General features: G+C 72.1%; 17 protein-coding genes. 5 read left to right on the forward strand and 12 right to left on the reverse strand.

Annotated elements, in window-relative coordinates:
- Positions 1-7: 7 nt before the first annotated feature.
- Genes Q7L65_RS04880 through hutH form a run of 5 tightly spaced genes read right to left on the reverse strand, consistent with a single transcriptional unit; the run spans position 8 to position 6,730 of the window.
- Positions 8-1,147, reverse strand: a complete 1,140-nt coding sequence (locus Q7L65_RS04880; RefSeq protein WP_304719174.1) for a formimidoylglutamate deiminase — start codon at positions 1,145-1,147, stop codon at positions 8-10.
- A complete protein-coding gene (locus Q7L65_RS04885) occupies positions 1,144-2,328 on the reverse strand; it encodes a Zn-dependent hydrolase (RefSeq protein WP_304719175.1) in 1,185 nt (394 codons plus the stop codon). Before Q7L65_RS04885 ends, Q7L65_RS04880 begins: the two co-directional genes overlap by 4 nt.
- The gene (locus tag Q7L65_RS04890) at positions 2,325-3,539 is read right to left on the reverse strand and encodes an amidohydrolase family protein (protein ID WP_304719176.1); all 1,215 of its coding nucleotides are present in this window, start codon (positions 3,537-3,539) and stop codon (positions 2,325-2,327) included. The genes Q7L65_RS04885 and Q7L65_RS04890 overlap by 4 nt, the downstream gene beginning before the upstream one ends.
- The gene (gene hutU, locus Q7L65_RS04895; RefSeq protein WP_304719177.1) at positions 3,536-5,158 is read right to left on the reverse strand and encodes a urocanate hydratase; all 1,623 of its coding nucleotides are present in this window, start codon (positions 5,156-5,158) and stop codon (positions 3,536-3,538) included. The genes Q7L65_RS04890 and hutU overlap by 4 nt, the downstream gene beginning before the upstream one ends.
- 21 nt (positions 5,159-5,179) lie before the next feature.
- Complete coding sequence (gene hutH / locus Q7L65_RS04900; RefSeq protein WP_304719178.1) at positions 5,180-6,730, reverse strand: histidine ammonia-lyase; 1,551 nt, start codon at positions 6,728-6,730, stop codon at positions 5,180-5,182.
- A 70-nt stretch (positions 6,731-6,800) separates the two neighbouring features.
- Here hutH and Q7L65_RS04905 point away from each other — a divergent pair, with 70 nt between their 5' ends.
- Entirely contained in the window at positions 6,801-7,604 is an 804-nt protein-coding gene (locus Q7L65_RS04905; protein WP_304719179.1) for an IclR family transcriptional regulator, read from the forward strand.
- Positions 7,605-7,710: 106 nt separating this feature from the next.
- Complete coding sequence (locus Q7L65_RS04910) at positions 7,711-11,349, forward strand: hypothetical protein (protein WP_304719180.1); 3,639 nt, start codon at positions 7,711-7,713, stop codon at positions 11,347-11,349.
- 77 nt (positions 11,350-11,426) lie between these two features.
- Here Q7L65_RS04910 and Q7L65_RS04915 read toward each other — a convergent pair whose 3' ends face one another.
- Entirely contained in the window at positions 11,427-12,371 is a 945-nt protein-coding gene (locus tag Q7L65_RS04915) for an NADP-dependent oxidoreductase (RefSeq protein ID WP_304719181.1), read from the reverse strand.
- Positions 12,372-12,506: 135 nt separating this feature from the next.
- Here Q7L65_RS04915 and Q7L65_RS04920 point away from each other — a divergent pair, with 135 nt between their 5' ends.
- Both Q7L65_RS04920 and Q7L65_RS04925 read left to right on the forward strand, forming a co-directional pair.
- Positions 12,507-13,004: a MarR family winged helix-turn-helix transcriptional regulator gene (locus tag Q7L65_RS04920; protein WP_304719182.1), complete on the forward strand. Its 498-nt coding sequence runs from the start codon at positions 12,507-12,509 to the stop codon at positions 13,002-13,004.
- 80 nt (positions 13,005-13,084) lie between these two features.
- Positions 13,085-13,522 (forward strand): hypothetical protein, encoded by a 438-nt coding sequence (locus Q7L65_RS04925; RefSeq protein ID WP_304719183.1) that lies wholly within the window; start codon positions 13,085-13,087, stop codon positions 13,520-13,522.
- A gap of 290 nt (positions 13,523-13,812) precedes the next feature.
- Here the strand turns inward: Q7L65_RS04925 and Q7L65_RS04930 are convergent, their stop codons facing one another.
- Positions 13,813-14,373 (reverse strand): TetR family transcriptional regulator, encoded by a 561-nt coding sequence (locus Q7L65_RS04930; RefSeq protein WP_304719184.1) that lies wholly within the window; start codon positions 14,371-14,373, stop codon positions 13,813-13,815.
- A 79-nt stretch (positions 14,374-14,452) separates the two neighbouring features.
- On the opposite strand from Q7L65_RS04930, the gene Q7L65_RS04935 reads away from it, so the two are divergent.
- Complete coding sequence (locus tag Q7L65_RS04935; RefSeq protein WP_304719185.1) at positions 14,453-15,415, forward strand: aldo/keto reductase; 963 nt, start codon at positions 14,453-14,455, stop codon at positions 15,413-15,415.
- Between the two features lie 276 nt (positions 15,416-15,691).
- Here Q7L65_RS04935 and Q7L65_RS04940 read toward each other — a convergent pair whose 3' ends face one another.
- The 5 genes from Q7L65_RS04940 to Q7L65_RS04960 all read right to left on the reverse strand — a co-directional run bounded on the left by Q7L65_RS04940 (position 15,692) and on the right by Q7L65_RS04960 (position 18,600).
- Entirely contained in the window at positions 15,692-16,087 is a 396-nt protein-coding gene (locus Q7L65_RS04940) for a type II toxin-antitoxin system VapC family toxin (protein WP_304719186.1), read from the reverse strand.
- Positions 16,088-16,093: 6 nt separating this feature from the next.
- Positions 16,094-16,378: a type II toxin-antitoxin system Phd/YefM family antitoxin gene (locus Q7L65_RS04945; RefSeq protein ID WP_304719187.1), complete on the reverse strand. Its 285-nt coding sequence runs from the start codon at positions 16,376-16,378 to the stop codon at positions 16,094-16,096.
- Between the two features lie 127 nt (positions 16,379-16,505).
- Positions 16,506-17,747: a glycosyltransferase gene (locus Q7L65_RS04950; RefSeq protein ID WP_304719188.1), complete on the reverse strand. Its 1,242-nt coding sequence runs from the start codon at positions 17,745-17,747 to the stop codon at positions 16,506-16,508.
- Positions 17,747-18,319: a TetR/AcrR family transcriptional regulator gene (locus tag Q7L65_RS04955; RefSeq protein WP_304719189.1), complete on the reverse strand. Its 573-nt coding sequence runs from the start codon at positions 18,317-18,319 to the stop codon at positions 17,747-17,749. Before Q7L65_RS04955 ends, Q7L65_RS04950 begins: the two co-directional genes overlap by 1 nt.
- 95 nt (positions 18,320-18,414) lie before the next feature.
- Positions 18,415-18,600, reverse strand: a complete 186-nt coding sequence (locus Q7L65_RS04960) for a hypothetical protein (protein ID WP_304719190.1) — start codon at positions 18,598-18,600, stop codon at positions 18,415-18,417.
- Positions 18,601-18,623 lie beyond the last annotated feature (23 nt).

Genomic DNA, 18,623 nt, shown 5'->3' on the forward strand with positions numbered 1-18,623 from the left:
GAGTGCTTCACGCGCGTTCCTCGGCGGCGGGCGGAGCCAGCGCGGCGACGACGTCCGCCGCCGCGCAGGTCGCCAGCGCGCGCAGGACGTCGTCGGGATCGATCCCCGCGAGGCGCGGGTGGTCGAGGTCGATGCCGATCGTCGCCTCGCGCTCGACGCCGAGGCTTGCGCGCCCGTTCGCGGCGATCTCTCCCCACAGGTCGCCGGCCCCGCCGGCGCGCGCGAGGAGGGCGTGCCGTGTGCGGTGCGCCCGTCGCGCGAGCGTCTCCAGCTCGCGGACCTCCTCGAACGGGTCGACGATCACGTTGGAGTCGCTGCCGATCGCGACCCGCACGCCGGCGTCGCGATACGCCCTCGCGGGGAAGCAGCCGTCGCCGAGGCTGCCCTCGGTCGTCGGGCAGCTTGCGACGAGCGTGCGCGTGCGTGCGAGCGTGTCGATCTCGGCGGGCGTGACGTGGATGCCGTGGACGATCGTCGTGCGCTCGCCGAGAAACCCGCGCTCGGCCAGCAGCTCGATCGGCGAGCAGCCGTGCTCGGCCCGGCATTCATCCAGCTCGCGCGGCTGCTCGTGCGCGTGGATGTGGCGGACCAGGCCGTGCCGGTCGCTGTACTCCGCGATCGCGGCCAGCCAGTCGGCGGGGACCGCGCGCACGCTGTGCGCCGCGACGCCGACGCCGACGCCGTCCTGCCCGTCGGCCCACGCGCGCAGGCCGTCGACACGCGCGAGGAAGGCCTCGGGCGTCGGGTCCGCAAACCGCTGCTGACCGCGCACGAGCGCAATGCCGGCGCCGCCGCGGTGATAGGCGGCCGGCAGCAGGACGATCTGCAGGCCGACCTCCTGGGCGGCCTCGGCGACGGCGATCGCCATCGCGTTCGGCTCGCCGTACGGCCGTCCGTCGGGCCGATGGTGGACGTAGTGGAACTCGCCGACGACGCCGTAGCCGGCGGCCCGCATCTCGGCATAGACGCGTCGGGCGACCTGCTTCATGCGCTCCGGATCGAGTCGGTCGACGGCGGAGAACATCGCGTCGCGCCAGGCCCAGAAGTCGTCGCCGGGGTCGCTGGTGCGTTCGGCGACCCCGCGCAGATCGCGCTGGAAGGCGTGCGAGTGGACGTTCGCCATCGCCGGGACGCGGTGGATCCTCATGCCTGGTCCTCCATGAACGCGCGGATCGCGTCGGCGCCGGTGGCCGCGTCCTGGAGCGAGACGTCCTCCTGCGGCGCGTGGCTGATCCCGTCGTGGTTGCGGACGAACGCCATCCCGGCGGGACGCGCGGCGGCGACGATGCCGGCGTCGTGACCGGCGAAGCAGACGAGGCCCGGCGCGGCGGCCGGAAGGTGTCGCGCCAGGCCGTCGAACACGGCCTGGTCGAACGTCGTGCCGGGCGAGAACGACGCGGTCCGCAGGTCGAGCCGCACGCGGTGCGCGGCGGCGACGCGCGCGGCCTCCAGCGAGAACGCGTCGACCCACGTCTGCAGCTGGATCGGCTCCGGTGCGCGCGCGTCGACCCAGAGCCGGACCTGGCGGGCGATCGTGGTGGCGACGTTGGGGTCGACCTCGATCCGGGCGGGCGTGAAGCGCATCTCGGGCCGCTGCCGCGCCGCGTCGTCGCCGGCGACGACGATCCGGGCGGCCGCCATCAGCGCGTCACGCCGGTCGTCGCGCGGCGTCGTGCCGGCGTGGTCGGCCTGACCGTCCAGTCGCAGCTGCAGACGCGTGCGGGCGGCGAGGCGCGCGACCGGCCCGGCTGCGACGCCCGCGACGGCGAGGTCGCGGGTCTGGTCGATGTGCAGCTCGACGAATCCCCGCAGGCGGTCGAGCCACGCCGGCGCACGGACGAGGCCGTCGGGGTCGACACCGTCGTCGCGCAGGGCGTCTCGCAGGCTCACGCCGTCCTGGTCGACGCGGGCGAGCGCGTCGGCGACGTCGAGCGCGCCGGTGAGCGCGCGCGACCCGAACGTCGGCGTGTTGAAGCGAGCGCCCTCCTCGTCCGCGAACGAGATCACCGCAACCGGATGCGCGCTGCCGGCGGCGACGGCGAAGGCGGCGGCGACGCCCAGCGCACCGTCGTAGCGGCCGCCGTCGCGGACCGAGTCGAGGTGCGATCCGACGGCCCACCAAGGGCCCGGCGCGGCCGGGGTCGCCCACAGGTTGCCCGCCGGATCCCGCTGCACCGTCAGACCGGCGCCCTGCGCCTGCTGCGCGAACCACGCGCGGGCGGCAGCGTCCTCGCGCGTCCACGCGAGCCGGGTCGTCGCACCGTCGGGCGCACGACCGATCGGCTCGATCCCGGCCATCCGCTGCGCGAGCTGCTCGGCGGTGATCATCGCGGCGTGACCCGCCAGGACTGGTCGGGACGCACCCAGACGATCTCGCCGCCGCGGATCACGACCGCGACGGGATTGCGGCCGAAGCGATACGGGAGCTGCTCGATCGGTCCGTCCAGGACGACGGCGTCGCCGCGCTTGCCGACGTCGAGAGAACCGCGCTCCCGCTCGAGTCCGAGCACCCACGCCGCGTTGAGCGTGGAGGCGAGCAGCGCCTCCTGCACCGTCCAGCGATAGCGGCGCACCGCCAGCCCGATCACGAGCGGCATCGACACGACCGTCGAGGTCCCCGGGTTGCAGTCGGTCGCGAGCACGCAGATCGCGCCCGCGTCCGCGAGCGCGCGCCCTGGCGCGACCCGCTCGTCGCCGAGGAACTCCGCCCCGGGCAGCAGCACCGCGGCGCACTCCGACGCCGCCAGCTCGCCGCGATCGTCCGGATGCAGACAGGCGAGGTGGTCGACGGAGCGGGCGCCCGCGGCGATCGCGACGGGCACCGATCGGTTGCTGTTGAACTGCTCCACATGGGCTCGCAGCGGCAGCCCGCGCTGCCTGGCGATCTCGCCCAGGCGCTCGAGGTCGGCGTTGCGAAAGGCCATCGACTCGACGTAGACGTCGAGCGCGTCGACGTCGGCGTCGCGCGCGAGCTGCTCGGCGCTCTCCATCCACGCGTCCGCGTCGAATCCGGGCGGGACGGCGTGGGCGAACAGGCCGGTGACGACGTCGGCGCCGAGGCTGCGTGCCAGCCGGACCGCGCGCAGCTCCTGCTCGGGCGAGAGCCCGTAGCCCGTCTTCGCTTCGAACGTCGTCGTGCCGTGGGCCAGCATCTCCGCGCGGATCGCGCCCGCCTGCCGCAGCACGTCCTCGTCGCCGGCCGCGCGCAGCGCCGCCGCCGACGCCGCGATCCCGCCGCCCGCTCGCGCGATCTGCTCGTAGGCGACCCCGGCGACCTTCTGCGCGTACTCCTGCGCGCGCCAACCGGCGAACGGCAGATGGGTGTGGCAGTCGACGAACCCCGGGACGACCGCGCCGCCGCTCGCGTCGATCACCACGTCGGCGTCGCGGTCGGCCTCGAAGCCGGCGACGACGCCGTCAGCGATCGTCAATTCACCCGCGCCGCTCTCGATCTCGGCCGCGCGATCGTGCCGCAGGTACGGCGTGCGGGCGGCCGGGAAGCGCACCAGCTGGTCGGCGTGACGAACGGACACGCTCATCGCATCGGGATCCGGATCCCGTGTGCCGCGGCGGCGGCGATCGCCTGCGGGTAGCCGGCGTCGGCGTGCCGGATCACCCCGGTGCCCGGATCTGCCTTGAGGACGCGCTCGAGGCGGCGTGCCGCCGCGGGGGTCCCGTCGGCCACGATCACCTGGCCGGAGTGGATCGACTTGCCCATCCCCACGCCGCCGCCCTGATGGATCGACACCCAGGTCGCTCCGGCAGCCGTGTTGAGCAGCGCGTTGAGCAGCGGCCAGTCGGCGACCGCGTCCGAGCCGTCGCGCATCGCCTCGGTCTCGCGCTGCGGCGATGCGACGGAGCCGGAGTCGAGGTGGTCGCGTCCGATCACGATCGGCGCCTTCAGCTCGCCGCTGGCGACCATCTCGTTGAAGCGCAGGCCGGCGAGATGCCGCTCGCCGTAGCCCAGCCAGCAGATCCGCGCGGGCAGGCCCTGGAACTGCACCTTCTCGGCCGCCAGGCGGATCCAGCGCGCGATCGGCTCTTGGTCGCCGAAGAGGTCGAGGATCGCGGCGTCGGTCGCGGCGATGTCATCGGGCTCGCCCGACAGCGCCACCCAGCGGAACGGGCCCTTGCCCTCGCAGAACAGCGGCCGGATGTAGGCCGGGACGAACCCCGGATAGGAGAACGCGTCCCTGTCGCCGTGCTCGGCGGCGAGGCCGCGCAGGGCGTTGCCGTAGTCGAACGCCTCCGAGCCGGCGGACTGCAGCGCGCGGATCGCCGCGACGTGCGCCAGCGCGGACTCGCCGACCTTGGCCAGGTACGTGTCGGGGTCGCGCGCGCGCAGCACGTCGGCCTGCTCCAGCGTCAGGCCCGCCGGGATGTAGCCGTTGAGCGGATCGTGCGCCGAGGTCTGATCCGTGACGACGTCGATGTGGACGCCGCGGCGCACCAGCTCGGGCAGGATCTCCGCGGCGTTGCCGAGCAGGCCGATCGAGAGCGGCTGGCCGGCCGCGGTCGCCTCGCCGGCGCGCGCGAGGGCTTCGTCGAGGTCGGCGGCGGCGACGTCGAGGTACGCGGTCTCCAGGCGGCGCTGGATGCGATGGCGGTCGACCTCGACGCAGATGGCGACGCCGCCGGCGAGCGTGACGGCCAGCGGCTGCGCGCCGCCCATCCCCCCGAGCCCGGCGGTCACGACGAGACGCCCGGCGAGCGTGCCGTCGTAGCGCTGGGCGGCCAGCGCCATGAACGTCTCGTAGGTGCCCTGCAGGATCCCCTGGGTCCCGATGTAGATCCACGAGCCCGCCGTCATCTGCCCGTACATCATCAATCCGAGCGCGTCGAGCTCGCGGAAGGTCTCCCAGTTGGCCCAGTCGCCGACGAGGTTGGAGTTGGCGATCAGCACCCGCGGCGCGTCCTCGTGGGTCGCGAACACGCCGACCGGCTTGCCGGATTGGACGAGCAGCGTCTCGTCGTCGCCGAGACGCATCAGCTCGCGCTTGATCGCCTGCAGCGCCTCGTCGTTGCGGGCGGCTCGCCCGATCCCGCCGTAGACGACGAGCTCCTCAGGTCGCTCCGCGACGTCGGGATGCAGGTTGTTCTCCAGCATCCGCAGGGCAGCTTCCTGCTGCCAGCCGCGACAGCGCAGTCGTTTGCTCATCGTGGGGCCTCCAATCGTCTCTCAGCTGAGCGGACCGACGACCGTCTCGGCAGCCGCGCGCACCGATCCATCGCGCACGAGCCGAACGACCGCCTCGATGTCAGGCGCCAGGAACCGGTCGGGTCCCGGCCCGGCGACGTGCTCGCGAATCCGCGCGCGGACGGCGGCCGTCGCCGGACCGGCGACCAGCGGCGCGCGCAGGTCGAGGCTGCGCGACGCCGTCAGCAGCTCGATCGCCAGCACCCCGCGCAGCGCATCGACGGCGAGCCGCAGCTTGCGGGCGGCCGACCAGCCCATCGAGACATGGTCCTCCTGCATCGCGGAGCTCGGGATCGAGTCGACCGACGCGGGAACCGCCAGGCGCTTCAGCTGCGACACCATCGCCGCCTGCGTGTACTGGGCAATCATGTAGCCGGAGTCGACCCCCGGGCTGTCCGCGAGGAAGGGCGGCAGGCCGTGGCTGCGGGCCGGATCCAGATGCCGATCGGTTCGCCGTTCGGCGATGCTCGCGACGTCGGCGGCGACGATCGCGAGGAAGTCCAGGACGTAGGCCAACGGGGCGCCGTGGAAGTTGCCGTTGGACGCGACGCGCCCGTCGCGCGTCACGACGGGGTTGTCGACCGCCGCGGCCAACTCGCGGGCGGCCACGCTCGCGGCATGGTCGACCGTGTCACGCGCGCCGCCCGCGACGGCCGGCGCGCAGCGCAGCGAGTAGGCGTCCTGGACGCGCGTGTCCTCGGGCCCGCGGTGGCTTGCGACGATCGCGCTGCCGGCGAGCAGGGCGCGGACGTTCGCCGCGGCGACGGCCTGCCCGGCTTGCGGGCGCAGCGCTTGCAGCTCGGGCGCGAAGACGGCGTCGGTGCCCATCAGCGCTTCGACGCTCATCGCCGCCGCGATGTCGGCGACGACGAGCAGCTCGCGCAGGTCCTCGATCGCGAGCAGGAGCATGCCGAGCATGCCGTCGGTCCCGTTGATGAGCGCCAGGCCCTCCTTCTCGACCAGCTCGATCGCGACGATGCCGGCGCGCCCGAGCGCCACGCCTGCCTCCAGCGGCGTGCCGTCCGCGTCGCGAACCCGACCCTCCCCCATCAATGCCAGCGCGCAATGGGCCAGCGGCGCGAGGTCGCCCGAGCAGCCGAGCGATCCGTACTCGTGCACGACCGGCGTGATTCCCGCGTTCAGCAGGCGTGCGTACACCTGCGCCGTCTGCGGCCGGATCCCCGTGCGCCCGGTGGCGAGCGTCGACAGGCGCAGCAGCATCAGGGCGCGCACGACCTCACGCTCGACCTCCGGGCCGCTGCCCGCGGCGTGGGAGCGGATCAGGCTGCGCTGCAGCTGCTTGCGCAGGTCGGGCGGGATCGGCTGATTCGCGAGCGCGCCGAAACCGGTCGAGACCCCGTAGTGCGGCTGGCTGTCGTGAGCCAGCCCGTCGATGACCGCACGGGACTCGCGCATGGCAGCGACCGCCTCGGACGTCAGTTCGACCTGTCGTCCTGCGCGCGCGACCGCGACGACCTCCGCCGGCGTGAGCGGCCCGACGTCAACGCGAATCGTGTCGATCGTCACGTCCATGACGTCATTGAACGAGAGAGGCGGCCGGCAGTCACGCAAACTCCTCCACCTCTGTCTCGTATCTGAGACGATGATCGACATGCCTCGCCCCGGCAATGCACCGGCGGCAGCGCACGCGCTCGACGTCCTGACGCTGCTCAGCCATCACGTCGCGCCGCTGCCGGCCTCCGCGATCGCCCGCGACCTGGGGCTCCCGCGGTCGACCGTCTATCACCTCCTCGCCGTGCTGCGAGATCGCGGCTTCGTCGTGCACCTCGGCGAGGAGCGCCGCTACGGGCTCGGCACCGCGGCGTTCGAGCTCGGATCGGCGTACACGCGGCAGGAGCCGCTGAGATGGGTGGCGGGGACGATCCTGTCGCGACTGGTGCAGCGGACCACGCACAGCGGCCATTTCGCGGTACTCGACGGGCGCGACACGCTGTACCTGCTGGAGGAGCGCGGCGCAGGCCAACCGAGCCTCGTCTCCGATGTCGGCGTCCGGCTGCCGGCCACGCTCACCGCGACCGGGCTCGCGATGCTGTCAGCGCTGACGCCGGCCCAGGTGCGCGCCCTGTGGCCGTCCCGCCATGACCTCTCGCTGCGCACCGCGACAGGACCCAGCAGCCTCACGGAGCTGCGCCGTCTGCTGAGCGACGCCCGTCGGCGCGGCTACGCGATCGAAGACGGGTTCGTCACCACCGGCTTCGGGTCCGTCGCGGCGGCGGTCCTGGACCACACCGGACGATCGCTCGCCGCGGTGGGGGTCACGTTCCCGTCATCGGAGGTCGACGCGGGGCTGATGGGCGAACTGGCTGTCGAGGTCCAACAGGCCGCGAGGTCGGTCGCCCGCCATGTGCGAGGGACGGCGCTCGTCACGCACCGCTCACCGAGATGACGCCGGCCGCGAGGCAAAAGACGGGTGAACTTCACGAGTTCGACACGTCCGTCGCCCCCGTCGTCGCGGAGACTGCGCGCGTCTGTCATCTCTACGAGGGATTCGAATGACGTCATCTGCGGCACAGCCGCGACCGCGCACCGAGGCCTGGCCCGGTGTCGGCACTGCTGCTGCCTCCCCTGCTCCGTCCTTCCGCGGAAGGATCCGCCTCCTGCGCGCGCTCGTCTCGACGCTGATCGTCGCGCTGCTCGCCGCAGCCGGTCTGGCCGTCTCCTCGACAGCCGCGCTGGCCGCCGACGGCGACTTGGTCAACGTCCCGGACCCGAACCTCTACGCCCGCCTCAGAGGCGCCGCGGGGGTCACCTCCTCCGACCCCATCACCGAGGCTCAGGCCAAGGCGGTCACGACCGTGGCGGCTGCCTACCAAGGCCCGGTCAACGATCTCACCGGTCTCGAGAGATTCGAGAACCTCACCTCGCTCGACATCACGTACCCACCCGCGAGAGGCGGCTACTCCGATCTCAGCCCGCTCGCGAACCTCACCAAGCTCACCTCGCTGACCCTGAGAAACGCGCAGGTCTCGGACCTGAGCCCGCTGGCGAACCTGACCAACCTGAGAACGCTGGTGCTCACCGACCAGCAGATCAGCGACCTCTCCGGGCTGCCGAACCTGCCGAACGCGACCAGCGTCAACCTGTCCGGCAACAAGATCGGGGACGTCACGCCGCTGGCGAGCAAGCAGTTCGGCGCCAGCGTGCTCACGACGCTGAACCTGTCCAACAACCGCATCGCGGACATCTCGGCGCTGGCCCCGCTGGGCGCGGGCGCCAACAGACTCGGCAACCAGGCCGGCGCCACCGCCGGCCTGCTCGTGACGGGCAACCGCATCACCGACTTCTCCGCGTTCGCCGGCTGGACCCGCGTGCCGACGGTGGCGAGAATCAGAGGCCAGGCCGTCTACCTCGGTTCCTACAGAGCGGGCGGCATCACCGTCCCGCCGCTGAGAACGGTCGACGGCGCCCTGCCGGCGCTCGACTCCGCCGCACCCGCCACCTACGACGTCCTGACGGGTCAGCTGACCATGACCGCGACCGAGCCGGTCGAGACGCTCGCGGTCAGCCCGAACTGGACGCTCTACCTCTCGCAGGCGCCGGAGCTGGACGACCAGACCGTCCCGAGATTCATCGGCACCGCGCGGCCGTGGGAGCAACTGTTCGCCAACTCCCCCGGCACCTGGGACCGTCCCTCCGACTGCAGACTCGTCTACCAGTGGTTCCGCGACAACGAGCCGATCGCAGCGGCCAGGTACTACATGGGGCCGGGGGGCATGGGCAGCGGCGGCACCCGCGTGACGTACGACATCCAATACCTCGACATCGGTCACGCGATCTCTGTGCGCGCCTCCTGCCTCGGCACGCCGTACTTCAGCAGATCGGTCTCGTCGGAGATCGTCCTCCCGTTCCCCGACCAGGACAGACCGTTCATCCAGCCGCTGCAGAGCGGCTACCCGCTGAGCCGCGTCGACCGGACCAACCCCTTCTCCGGCGTGAAGGGCGACCCGACCAACCCGGTCGTCCCGTTCGCCGTCGGCCAGCTGGACAGCTTCGGCAGACTCGTCTCCGCCACGCAGCTGACGACGACCGTCGAGGCCGTCTCGCAGCAGCCCGCGGGGCTGTTCGAGCCGGGCGACGTGGCGATCACGGGCACCGGTGCCGAGCGCTATGTCACGTTCAACCCGCGCAGAGACGGCAACGCCTCCGCGACGATCAGGATCACCGTGACCGGCACGACCGGCAAGGTCGCGACGCTGGACATCCCGTACCAGGTCTCCGCCACGACGACGCCGACCAGCCGCGTGCTGCAGGGCATCAGCGACGCGTCGTCGGCGATCTCGGTCGGCGACGGCTACCTGCTGGTAGCCGACGACGAGAAGAGCGACATCGGCCTGTACGACTCCAAGGTCTCCGGCCGTGAGCTGGCGACCTTCGCGGCCGTCGTGCGCAACGGCGAGATCGACCACGAGTCCTCGGCGCGCAAGGGCGACACGATCTACTGGCTCGGCTCGCACGGCAACAGAAAGGACGGCGCGCTGACGTTCTTCCGCTCGCTCGTCTACGCCTCGACGGTGACCGGCTCGGGCGCGAACGCGAGACTGGCCCCGAAGGGCGTCCAGTACACGGAGATGCGCAGAGACCTGGTCGCCTGGGACCAGGCCCACGGCGACCGCTTCGGCTTCGCGGCCGGCACGGCGGCGGGCGTGGCGCCGGACCTGCGCAACGGCTTCAACATCGAGGGCGCGGAGTTCTCGCCGGACGGCTCTGAGCTGTACCTCGGCTTCCGCTCGCCGGTCGTCCCGGCGACGGTCGACGGCAGAGCGCTGATCGTGCCGCTGGAGAACGTCGAGGAGATCACCGACGCCAGCGCGAGCAGAGCGGAGTTCGGCGAGCCGATCCTGCTCGACCTCGCCGGCCAGAGCATCCGCGAGATCCGCAAGAACGCGTCCAACGAGTACCTGATCCTGAGCGCCGGCTCGGGCGGCACGACGCCGGCCGAGACGCAGATGCTGTGGGTCTGGAACGGCAACCCGGCGACCGCGCCGGAGAAGCTCCCGACCCCGCTGACGAAGGACTTCGAACCGTTCGCGACCAGCGGCGGCTGGGAGGCCATCGGCGAGCTGCCCGACCACCTGACGCAGGGCGCGAGCGTCCGCCTGATCATGGACCAGGGCTTCGACAAGCTGTACACCGGGGCGAGAGAGAACAAGGACGACGCGAACCTCTTCACCAGAAAGGCGCGCAGCGACGAGGTCAGGCTGACCGCGCCGTCGCTCACGAGCTTCGCGGTCAGCGACCCGGGCGCGTTCCCGGATCAGGCCGCGACGACGGTCGGCTCGCCGCGCACGGTGACGATCGCCAACGACGGCTTCACGACGCTGAACGTCGTGCGCCTCGACGACGTGCGGGTGGTCGACGAGGACGGTCAGTCGCGTGACGACTTCCTCGTCAGCAGCGACGAGTGCGCCGGCACCTCGCTGGAGGTCGGCGAGTCGTGCGACATCCGCGTCCGCTTCGCGCCGTCGCGCCTGGACACGACGTCGAACGCGCTGCTGCAGATCAAGGGCAACCTGCCGGGCGGCAAGACGACCGTCGCGCTGACCGGCGCCTCGACCGGCCTGCCGAGGGGCGACCAGGGCGATCAAGGTCCGGCCGGTCCGGCCGGTCCGGCCGGTCCGGCCGGCAGAGACGGCTCCGGCGGCGCCGACGGCAGAGACGGCGCGGAGGGTCCGAAGGGCGAGCAGGGTCCGGTCGGTCCGGTCGGTCCGGTCGGCGTCGCCGGCCCCACCGGCCCGAGCGGCGGCAAGGGCGACAAGGGCGACAAGGGCGAGCAGGGCCCGGTCGGGCCGATCGGCCCCGTCGGCGTCGTCGGCGCCACGGGCCCGAGAGGCGCAAAGGGCGACAAGGGCGACAAGGGCAACACCGGCGCAGTCAGATGCTCGGTCAAGTCCAGAGGCGTCAACGTCGTCATCTCCTGCAAGCAGACGAGAGCCGCCAGAGGCGCGAGCAGAAGCGCGCGCGCATCGGCCGCGAAGGCCAAGCTGGTCCGCGACGGCCGCACCGTCGCCAAGGGCCGCCTCGGCAAGCTCCGCGCCACCCACGGAGCGCTGAAGGCCGGCCGCTACATGCTCGTGATCGGCACGGGCAAGGCGGCGACCAAGACGGTTGTCACCATCGGCCGCGGCCGCTGAGCCGCAGCATCGCCTGCCGAACCGGGCGCGCTCGCCGAGCGCGCCCGGCGGCGGGTGCGATCGCCCAGGGCCGGGGGTCAAGCGGCGTCGGGGACGACCACGACCTTGCCGGAGAGCTCGCCCGCGCCCGCGCGCGCGTGAACGTCCGCCAGCTCGCTCAGCGGCACGTGCTCGGCGACGTCGACGCGCAACTCGCCGCGGTCGATCATCGCCACCAGCTTGGACAGCTGCTCCGCGTCGCTGCGGACGAAGACGCCGACGGCGCGCACGCCCCTCTCCTCGTCGCCGGGAGTGGGGATCGTCGGGACGGTGTTGACGACGACGCCACCGGGACGGACCCGAGCGACGAGCGCGACGAGGTCGTCGGGGGCGATCCGCGCGAGGTTGACGAGCACGTCGACCGGCTCGGTGACCGCCGCGGTGACCGCGGTGGAGGTGTGGTCGATGACCTCGTCGGCGCCCGCGGACCGGACGCGGTCCCTGCTGCGCGGGCTGGCCGTGGCGATCACGTGCGCGCCCGCGCGCTTGGCCAGCTGCACCGCGTAGCCGCCCACCGCGCCGCCGGCGCCGTTGATCAGCACGCGCTGCCCGGCCGTCAGCGCGGCGTCGTCGAAGAGCGCCTGGTAGGCGGTGAGGCCGACCATCGGCAGCGCGGCGGCGTCCGCGAGCGGGATGCTCGTCGGCGCCGGCACGAGGCTCTCGGCGGGCGCGACGACGTACTCGGCCGCCGCGCCGGGAGCGACCATCGGCAGGAAGCCGACGACCGCGTCGCCGGCCGACAGGCTCGCGACGCCGTCGCCGACCTCGTCGACCGTGCCGGAGACCTCGATGCCCGGGGTGTGCGGCAACTCCACCGGGAACGGGTCCTGCAGGTAGCCGCCGCGGATGCCGTCGTCGACCGGGTTGAACGCCGAGGCAGCGACGCGGATGCGCACCTCGCCGGCGCCGGGGTCGGGCGTCTCGACGTCCTCGTAGCGCAGGACGCTGGGATCGCCGTAGTCGTGAAACCGCATGGCCTTCATGAGGGACCTCTCTGGTGGTGATGTGGTTGCGCTATGCGCTTCGAATTCGAAGCACTCTGGCGATCACCTTAGCACTGCTTCAAGTTCGAAGCAAACGAGGGACGCTTTGACTTCGAAGCACATAGACTGGGGCGCGTGCCCGACACTCCGCCGTCCCTCGATCCCGCCCAGCTCGGCGCCTACTTCGCGCTCCTCGAGGTCTCGAGCCTGCTGCGCCATCAGGTCGAGCAGCAGTTGCGCGACGCCGGCGACCTGAGCTTCGTCCAGTTCCAGCTGCTCGCCCGGCTCGGCGATTCGCCGACCGGCAGCCAGCGGATGACCGACCTGGCCGACGGCGTCGTCTACAGCCGCAGCGGCCTCACGTATCAGGCGGGGCTGCTGGAGAAGGCCGGACTGGTGACGCGCTCTCCATCCGCCGACGACGAGCGCAGCGTCACCGTCACGATCACCGACGCCGGCCGCGAGCGGCTCGCGAAGGTCTTCCCGGGTCACATCGAGGTCGTCCAGCAGCTGCTGTTCGAGGTGCTCTCGCCGCGCGACGTGCAGGCGCTCGCCGCGCTGCTGACGCCAGTGCGCGACCACATGCGCTCGACCCCGCCCCGCTCTGCCGCGCCGCGCCGTCGCCGGCGATAGCGGTCAGCCCGCCGGAGAGCGGCGCGGTCCGACCATCCCGCGACCAGGTGCCGGATCGTGGCGACCTGCGACATTGTGGCGTGAACCTCCTCGGCAAGGGAATCGTCGCGATCCTGATCCTCGCCGGCCTCGGCGTGGCGGCGGCCGATGCGTCCTGGCTCGCCGACCGCGACTCCGGCGCGCGCGTCGCAGCGAGGATCACCGCCTGCGACGAACGCGGCCCCAGCCGCATACACAGCACGAGATGCGCGGGCACGTGGGTGGTCGGGGGCGATCTGCCGGGCGGCGACGGACACGTGGTCGTCGGCACTGTCCAGGGTGCCGACGCCGACGACGTGGGCAAGACGATCGCGGTGACCGCGGACGGTGACCGCGCCGTCTCACGGTCGGCGGTCCTCCCGATCGGCCTGATCGTCACCGGCCTCGGGGGCGCCGGTGCGGGCCTCGCGCTTGCCGTCACCGCTCGTCGGCGGGCGCGAAGCAGTCCTCGTGCTCGGAGACCAGCCCGTCCGGCGTGATCCCCGACGTGGCGCGGACGTCCAGCAGGTTGACGTCCAGGGACAGTCCGCGATCAGGCGCGATCAAGACGATCACGCCCTCCGGCGCGAGCTCGCCCGCGAGCCCAACGACGTCGACCGCTCCGTCGGTGAGCTCGACCAGCCATTGCGTCCGCGGTTCACGGGGGCCTGGATCCTCACGAAGAAGTAGCCGTCGTCGAGCATCGAGCCGGGAAGCTCGCGCTCCAAGTACGCCCATACGTCGTCGCTGATGGTCACTGGCGAGATCCGGAAGGAGCGCGCAGGGAGCGTCAGGTTGACGCCAGGCGTCTCGCGGCCTCCACCACGGCCGCTCGATGCTCGGCCAGGCGCGCCGCGGACCGGGGGTCGCGTCCGTCGGCGGCCAGCAACGCCTGGGGCGTGTTGAACCAAGCCGTCGCCAACCCGCCGACGAGGACGATCAGGTCGACGGGATCGAACGCGCCTGCGCGGTCGCGCAGTGCCGCGACCTTGTCGTCGTAACGACTGGTCGCGTCGGCGCTGGTGCCGGCACTCGGACGTTCGAGCTGGCGCCAGAGGCTCATGCGCAGCGCCTGCGGGTGCGCGACGAAGTAGTCGAACAAGCGGCCGGCGTGGCCCGGCAGATCGTCCTCGGCGATCGGCACCTGCTCGGTCAGCGCGCCGAGCACGTGGTCGAGCGCGGCGTCGAACAGCCCCTCCTTGTCGCCGAAGTGCTCGTAGATCGCGCGCTTGTTGGCGGCTGCCGCGGCGGCGATGCGATCGACGCGCGCACCCGCCAGCCCATGCGCGCTGAACTCCTCCACAGCGGCGCCGAGGATGCGGTCGCGAGTCGGGGCGGCTGTCTGCGGCACGCAACCCAAGATACCGAACGAACCGGTTCGGATCATGCTACCGTGGTGCGAACTATCTAGTTCGTTCGGAAGGATCGACATGCACATCCGCACGCTCGGAACGCAAGGACTCGAGGTCTCGGCCATCGGCCTGGGGACGATGGGGATGACGATGGCCTACGGCCCCGGCTCCGACGCGGCGACCGCCGTCGCCACCATCCGCCGCGCGCGTGAGCTCGGCATCACCCACTTCGACACCGCCGAGCTCTACGGCGGCGGGACCGGTTCCAGCGAACGGCTGCTGGGAGAAGCCGTCAAGCCGTTTCGCGACGAGGTCGTCCTGGCGACGAAGTTCGGCTTCGACATGACCGCCGATCCGGTCTGGGCCAGCGCAAACAGCCGCCCCGAGAACATCCGCGCCGTGACCGAGAACAGCCTGCGCCACCTGCAGACCGACCACATCGACGTGCTCTACCAGCACCGCCCCGATCCCGACGTGCCGGCCGAGGAGGTCGCCGGCGCCGTCAAGGAGCTGATCGACGCCGGCAAGGTCCGCTACTTCGGACTCAGCTCAGCCGGAGCCGACGACATCCGCCGCGCCCACGCGGTCCACCCCGTCTCCGTCCTGCAGAGCGAGTACTCGCTCTTCGAGCGCGCCGTCGAAGCCGAGATCCTGCCGCTGCTGCACGAGCTGAGCATCGGCTTCGTGCCGTTCTCGCCACTGGGACGCGGCTTCCTCACAGCCGCCGAGATCAAGCCCGCGACCGCCTACCCCGACGACGACATCCGCAGCCACGACCAGCGCCGCCAACCGGGCAACTTCGAGGCAAACGTCGCCGCCGTCGAACGGCTGACCGACCTGGCCGCCGCACGCGGGACCACCGTCTCGCAGCTCGCGCTCGCCTGGCTGCTCGCCCAGGGCGACGACATCGCACCGATCCCCGGCACGCGCAACGCACAACGACTCGCCGAGAACGCGCAGGCCGCCGACATCGCCCTCACCCCCGAAGACCTCACCCGCATCGCCGAGATCCTCCCCGACGGCGCCCACGGATCCCGCTAGCGCACGAGCCACGCCTCATCGGCGTGACGCTCTGCCTCGTCGGGGTCGGCGCCATCATGCACACCCGCCTCTCTCACGCCTACGGAACGCGGAAGCTGGCGTGATCAGGTTGCCGGGGTCGCGCTCGAAGCACGGTCCCCCATGATGATTATCTTCTCGACGCCTCTTCGCGCCTGCGCGATCGTGACCGGCGACAAAGCCCTCCTCGACCACCAGGGCCTCCACCCGCCCGCACTACCGGTTCGTCCAGTGCTTCGCATCGAAATAGGCGAGTGATCAGCTCGGCGTGATCACATCGAGCCCGTGCTCGCGCGCACCTGCGGCCAGTTGCGTGTCGAACGTCATGATCGACGTGACGTGCCGCTCGGCGGCGAGCTGGAGAGCAGTTGCAAGATGGATCGCATCAAGCGTTGCGACCGACGCTGGCGAAACCGTCTCTGCCGCCGCGAGGACCGCGTCGTCCACCGGCACGATCGCAACCCCCGCCAGCCAGGCCTCGATCTCCTCGCTCGCAATCCCAGTCCGCAGTCCGAGACGATGCAACTCGATCCGCAGCAGACGACTGGACACGACGACCTCGAACTCGGTCAGCGCCACCCCGATCGCGTCGCCGTCAGGCTCGTCGAGCACGACGCGCCCGAGCGCGCTCGTATCGAGGTAGACGCCCGCCACCGCCGGCTACGCCCGCTCGGCGCGGCCTTCAGCCAACAGCGCGTCAGTCGTGCCCGACGGAGCCGCGCGCCGCGTCCGCTGCGCGATCAGTTCATTCAAGCTGGCACGCGGCAACGTCGCTCCATGCTCGGCCGCGAGCGCCGAGTACTCATCCGACACACGCTCACCCGCAGGCGAGAGACGCGCGACCACCCGACCGTGCTCGGTGACGTCCAGCGACGCGCCTTCCTTGACCCGCTCCAGATAGCGGCTCAGGTTCTGACGCAGCTCGCGGACCCCGACACTGGACATTGTGCGTCACAACGTAGCACAATCATCCGCAGGTCGGACGCGGTTCACCAGGGCGAGAGCCGCCACGCAACGGCAACTCATCAGTCGATGCGGAAGCTGACGCTACCCCAGGTTGCGTCCAGAGGGATCACCAAGGCTCGGATCGGCCGGTGCGCAGCTGTCGCTCGACGAGGTCGGCCGCCGCGACCGCGCCACCCGCCGCGCGGTAGCCTGCGGCGACGCGCCGCGCGCCGTCGGCCCGTCCGGTCGCTTCGCGCACGGCCGCGCGCAGACGCTTGGGGGCGAGCCGGCGCACCGGGAGCCGTACACCGGCGCGGGCGACCTCGACGCGGCGGGCGACCTCGAGCTGGTCGCGTCCGAACGGCACCGCGCAGACCGGCACGCCGCGGGCGAGCGCCTTCTGCGTGGCGCCCATGCCACCGTGCGTGATCGCGCAGACCGCGCGGTCGAGGATCGGCCCGTGCGACGTGAACGGCAGCACGTGGGCGTTCTGCGGCGGGCTGTGCACGAGGGGGTCCTCGGAGGGCAGCGTCGCGACGACGTGGACCGGCTCCTCGGCCAGCGCCTCCAGCGCGCAACGCACGAGCCTGCCGTCATCCTGAAACTCGCTGGAGGTCGTGACCAGCACGATCGGCTCCTGCACCTCCGCGAGCCAGCCGGGCGGCGACTCCGGCGGGTCCCACTCGCACGGGCCGACGAGACGGATCGTCTCTGGCCAATCCGGATGCGAGTACTCGAACGGCTCCGCCGTCAGGTAGAGCAGCAACGGGATGCCCGTGAAGAGCCGCGCCGGATCCCCCAGCGGCGCGAGCCCGGACTTCTGGCGCACCTCGTTGACGCGCGGCAGCACGAGCCGCACGAGCGAGCCGAACAGGAGCGGCCCGAGCAATGCGTCGCGCAGCCGCCCCAGCGGCCCGCCGGCCGGCGCGAACCCGGGGCCGAACGGCGGCGCGCCGCGTGAGGCCAAGGGCAGCGGATACGGACACCACGCGCCCCAGACGCCACCCCACGCCTCGGCGGTCGCCAGCGCGCCCCACGCCTGCACGTCGACCAGCAACGCGTCGGGCTCGACGTCGCCGATCGCGCGGTGGAGGTCGCCCGCATCGTGCTCGGCGCGCCAGCTGAAGGTGCGCATCGCCAGCCGCTGTGCCCCCAGGGGCGTGAGCGCCCGATGGTCGTCGTGCTCGATCGCCTCGATCGCCGGATCGATCGGCGCCGCGTCGAACCCGAGCGCGCGCATGCGCTCGACCTCCGAGCCGAGCGTCCGCAACGAGATCTCGTGCCCGCGCTCGCGCAACTGCAGCAGGATCGGCACGAGCGGAAACAGATGCCCGCGCGCGGGACTCGTGTACGCGAGAATCCGCGTCATCAGGACGGCCCCGGTCTCGCCAGCGGCTCCAGCAGCTCCACCAGCGCCAGTTCCGTCTGGTGCCGGCTGAGTCCGGAGTCGCGCCGCAGCAGCTTCCACGTCTGGACGTCGCAGACCGCCACCAGCTGTGCCAGCCGCCGCGCCCGCGCGACGCCGCGCATACCCGCGAGCGCGGGGGCGAAGACGCGCGCGCACCAGTCGCGATGCAGCTGCCGGCCTCGGTCGGCGATCTCCCGCAGCGCGGGCATCCGATCCTCCTCCGCCAGCAGCTTGAGCACGCGGTCGCCGAACTGCTCGTAGTGCTCGGCGAGCACGGCGACCACGGCGCGCAGGTCGCCCACGGGCGCCGTATCGCGCTGCGCGCGCACCCGCACGACCGCCCGCTCGGCCGCGGCGGCGAACAGCAGCTCCTTGGTGCCGAAGCGCCGGATCACCGTCTGCACCGACACCCCGGCGCATCGCGCGACCTCGTCGAGCGAGATGCGGTCGGCCGGCTGCTCCCAGAACAGCGCGGTCACCGCGTCGAGGATCCGCTCACCCGTGGCCGCGGCCGACTCGGCGCGAGCACCCATCCGATAGGACCGTCTGCGCGCCTCCATCAAATTCATGTTAGCGATATTACCACGAAATAAGTCTCAGCCCGATCCGGCACCGGGATCACGTGGCGTCAGTGCGTCGGCGGCGGGCCCGAGGGGAGGTCGGCGCCGCGATCCCGCTCGGCCATCCAGCGGCCGAGCTCGGCGCGCGAATGGATCCCCATGAGATGTCGCGCGCGACATCGACGTCGCGATCGCACGGGATCGGAGAGCAGCCCGCCCCGCTCACCGCCGATCGGCGCGCCGAACATCGCCATGTACGGCACCGTGCGACAGTGCG

Source organism: Conexibacter sp. CPCC 206217 (assembly GCF_030646165.1).
Lineage (GTDB): Bacteria > Actinomycetota > Thermoleophilia > Solirubrobacterales > Solirubrobacteraceae > Conexibacter.